This window comes from Flintibacter muris, from assembly GCF_943192995.1.
GTDB classification, from domain to species: Bacteria; Bacillota; Clostridia; order Oscillospirales; family Oscillospiraceae; genus Lawsonibacter; species Lawsonibacter muris.
Genome location: NZ_CALPCP010000094.1, coordinates 1 through 3,510, shown reverse-complemented (window position 1 = coordinate 3,510; position 3,510 = coordinate 1). Strand labels below are relative to the sequence as shown.

Annotated in this window: 3 protein-coding genes; all 3 read left to right on the top strand. The window is 45.0% G+C overall.

Annotation, left to right across the window (positions count from 1 at the left end; genetic code table 11):
• Positions 1-217 precede the first annotated feature (217 nt).
• Genes NFS22_RS23240 through NFS22_RS23230 form a run of 3 tightly spaced genes read left to right on the top strand, consistent with a single transcriptional unit; the run spans position 218 to position 3,421 of the window.
• A complete protein-coding gene (locus NFS22_RS23240; protein WP_251319997.1) occupies positions 218-1,426 on the top strand; it encodes a tyrosine-type recombinase/integrase in 1,209 nt (402 codons plus the stop codon).
• The gene (locus tag NFS22_RS23235) at positions 1,423-2,412 is read left to right on the top strand and encodes a tyrosine-type recombinase/integrase (RefSeq protein ID WP_251319996.1); all 990 of its coding nucleotides are present in this window, start codon (positions 1,423-1,425) and stop codon (positions 2,410-2,412) included. The genes NFS22_RS23240 and NFS22_RS23235 overlap by 4 nt, the downstream gene beginning before the upstream one ends.
• Complete coding sequence (locus NFS22_RS23230; protein ID WP_251319995.1) at positions 2,399-3,421, top strand: site-specific integrase; 1,023 nt, start codon at positions 2,399-2,401, stop codon at positions 3,419-3,421. The genes NFS22_RS23235 and NFS22_RS23230 overlap by 14 nt, the downstream gene beginning before the upstream one ends.
• Positions 3,422-3,510: the final 89 nt, after the last annotated feature.

Genomic DNA, 3,510 nt, shown 5'->3' with positions numbered 1-3,510 from the left:
AACAGTGTTTATTTGATCAAAGTTATTATGTTAAGAATAGGCGCAAAGATGGTGTGAGAACAAGGTTTCTAAAGATTTTACTGCACATAATATTTGGCATCTCAACCTTTAATCATAGCAGATAAGATTTTTAAAGTAAGAGCTTACTTTTTCCGCTTGTTCATGTAGAATTGTCATTGTAATAAAAGGAATTTCTACATGAAGGGTGGTGAGTATATTGCCAAACAAGCTAATCAAAGACCTCATTGACGAAGGTGCAGTTATTCTGAAAGAACAAGGATATTCCATACGCAGCAGCGAGTACACCCTATTGACATGGAGGCAATTTCAAGGGTTCTGCAATGAAAAAGGATATAAAATGTATTCGTCCTCGCACAAAGATGAATTCATTGCTGAACTCGGCAATTGCACCCCACCATTAAGACAGTCCACAATCAACCGCAAAACTGGAAGCATGAAAATGCTTGATCTGCTTGCCACCAAAGGCACCTGGGAAAAAGGGATGCTCAATCCTCTGCAAGAGTTGCTGCCGGAATTCAACTCCTTTCTTGACGCACAGGAGGAATATCTCATCAAAACCGGTTATTCTGAATGCACCCGAGAAACCATGCGAGATTATATCTCCGTAGTTATGCGGTACTTTCAGAATGCCGGTATAACAAAGCTGGCAGAGCTTAACGGCTCACATATCTCGGCATATCTGCTGACCCTGAGAGGCCATGCAAAAAGTACAGTACGTTGTGAACTTAGCCGACTGCGGAAGTTCTTATCGTATCTGTATCTGCTTGGATATACATCCGAAAATCTTGCACCTCATGTGCCTGAATATCGTCTGGGACAAGCGCAGAGCATAATTAAAATCTGGGAGTCGGAGGAAATCAATGCAGTATTGGAAACCGTGAACAGAGCCAGCCCTAAAGGGAAAAGAGACTATGCTTTCATTACTATTGCCGCTGAACTTGGTGTACGAAGCAAAGATATCTGCGATTTGAAGTTGTCCGATATTGACTGGGAGCTTTGCTCAATTTCCTTTGTGCAAAGCAAGACGAGCAAGCCGAACACGCTTCCTCTCAGCGAAAAAGTGGGATCTGCCATTATTGACTATCTGCACATTCGCCCGCAGACAGAATGCGAATACTTGTTTGTCAGTTTGAACCCGCCATATGGCAAGATGAAATCAATCCATTCAGCGTTCCATAGGTATGTCGCGCGTTCAGGGGTAAAAGTTCCGATTCATGCGCATCACGGCCTGCATTCTCTTCGGGCAACCGTTGCGACAAAGCTGCTATCTGCCGATGTGTCTCCGGATGTCATTTTTTCGTTTCTCGGCCATTCGGACCGAGAATCTCTGGGACATTACATCCGTCTGGATATTGAAAACCTGCGTGAATGCGCCCTGTCGTTTGAGGATGGTGATCTCATATGAGCAGGACTTACGAATACAGAAGCGGTCTGGCAAGTCAAATAAGTGCTTTTATTGCAGAAAAGCGGGCCTGTGGATGCAAGTATGAAAAAGAAGCCAAAACCTTTCAAACATTGGACCGGTTCCTCGTAGAACAAGGTATCAATACTCCGGTATTGCCGGAATTGGTCGTTGAGAAATGGATTGAAAAGCGGCCCAATGAAAAGCGCAAAAACCAAAAATGGCGGCTTAATTTCACAAAACGCTTTGCCAAATATCTTCAATTGAATGGCTATGCCGCGTACTGCCCCGCGCTTACCATTTCATCTCGAGATGATGCTGACTTTTCTCCCTGCATTTTTACGAGCGATGAGTTGGCACGTATTATGAAATACTTTGAAACGATGGCTCCAAGCAGGCAATGCCCTATTGCGCACATTGTCTTTCCTTTGCTGTATAAGACTCTGATCTGCTGTGGATTGCGTGTCGGAGAGGCAATCCGGCTCCGTGTAAAAGATGTAGATCTTATAAACGGCGTTTTGCAGATTTGGGAAACAAAGCATGACAAGCCAAGATATGTTCCTCTGTCTGAGAGCTTGTGGGCGGACTACGGGCAATATTTTGAGGAAATCCATGCGGAAAGTTCTGGTGACGACTATTTCTTTCCCAATCCCCGAAAAAACTGTTATCATACAACCACAGTCTACAACAGATTTCGGGATGCGCTGTGGCATTGTGGAATTGCGCATAAAGGACGTGGATACGGTCCGAGGGTCCATGACCTTCGTCATACCTTTGCCGTTCGTTCTATGCAAAAGCTGAAAAAATCCAAAAGCGACATCGTGACCACACTTCCATACCTTTCGGCGTATCTCGGCCATTGCGACATGAGTGCGACTCAAATCTATTTGCATCTGACAGCGGAATGCTATCCTGAATTTATTCAAAAGCAGTGCGATTATCTTGGCGATACGATTCCAACGTGGGAGATACCGAATGAAAACTGCTGATTTTGCCGCACATTTGACGGAGTTTCTTTCCCATTACCTGCCCGAACTTAAAAATGTCAGTACGAACACGATTTCATCGTACTGCGACGCGTTTCGGCTGTTCCTTGGCTACTGCCAGGATGTAGAGGGGATGAGGATTGAAAAGCTTTCCATAGATGATCTGACGCCGGAACTCGTTGACCGTTTTTTGCAATGGCTGAGGATAGAGCGAAACAATGGAACCGCAACGCGCAGCCAACGTCTTGCAGCCATCCGCTCATTTGTTAAATACTTGCAGACGAAAGAGCCGCGCCTTTTGCTGAATTTCCAGCAAATACTGGCAATCCCAGTGAAAAGGGCCGAGCGCAAAGCGATTAAACCGTTGACAAAAGAGGCGATTGCTCTGATCCTGCGCCAGCCGGATACATCCACTCTCAGCGGCAGAAGAGATGCCACAATCCTGTGTTTTCTTTATGATACAGCAGCCCGTGTGCAGGAAATCTGTGACTTACGTATTGAAGATGTCCGTCTTGATTATCCTGCAAGTGTCAAGATTCTTGGTAAAGGCCGAAAAACCAGGGTAGTTCCCATTTTGCCGGCAACAGCACAAAACCTGAAAAAATATCTTACCGAAACGCACATGCTTGCACCAGAAAAAAGTCATATGCCGCTATTTGTGAACCGCGATGGGCAAAAACTGACTCGTGCAGGGGTTACGTACATCCTGAACAAATATGCCAAGGCCGCTTCAGCGATTGATCCTTCCATACCAGAGAAAATTCCTCCACATTTGATGCGCCACACTAAAGCAATGCACGTTTACGAAGCGGATAATGATCTTGTTCATGTACGTGATTTCCTCGGACATTCCGACATTAAAACCACAGACATATATGCCCGTTCAAGTCTTGCGATGAAGCAGAAAGCTCTGGAACGAGTTTCGGATTCTCCAGTTCCCTCAATGCCTTCCTGGCAGCAAAGCCAAAGTACAATGGAATGGTTGAAGGGCTTTGGATCTCAAAAAACATAGTACATTATGTGAAGCAACTGCGTCAGGAATTCTCTCCTGGCGCAGTTGCTTCACATCTGTTCTTCACATAACGACTATGATTAAATAAA

Bases quoted from the DNA above. Each gene is read 5' to 3' on its own strand.
- NFS22_RS23230 (WP_251319995.1), top strand. From the start codon at position 2,399: ATGAAAACTGCTGATTTTGCCGCACATTTGACGGAGTTTCTTTCCCAT.
- NFS22_RS23235 (WP_251319996.1), top strand. From the start codon at position 1,423: ATGAGCAGGACTTACGAATACAGAAGCGGTCTGGCAAGTCAAATAAGT.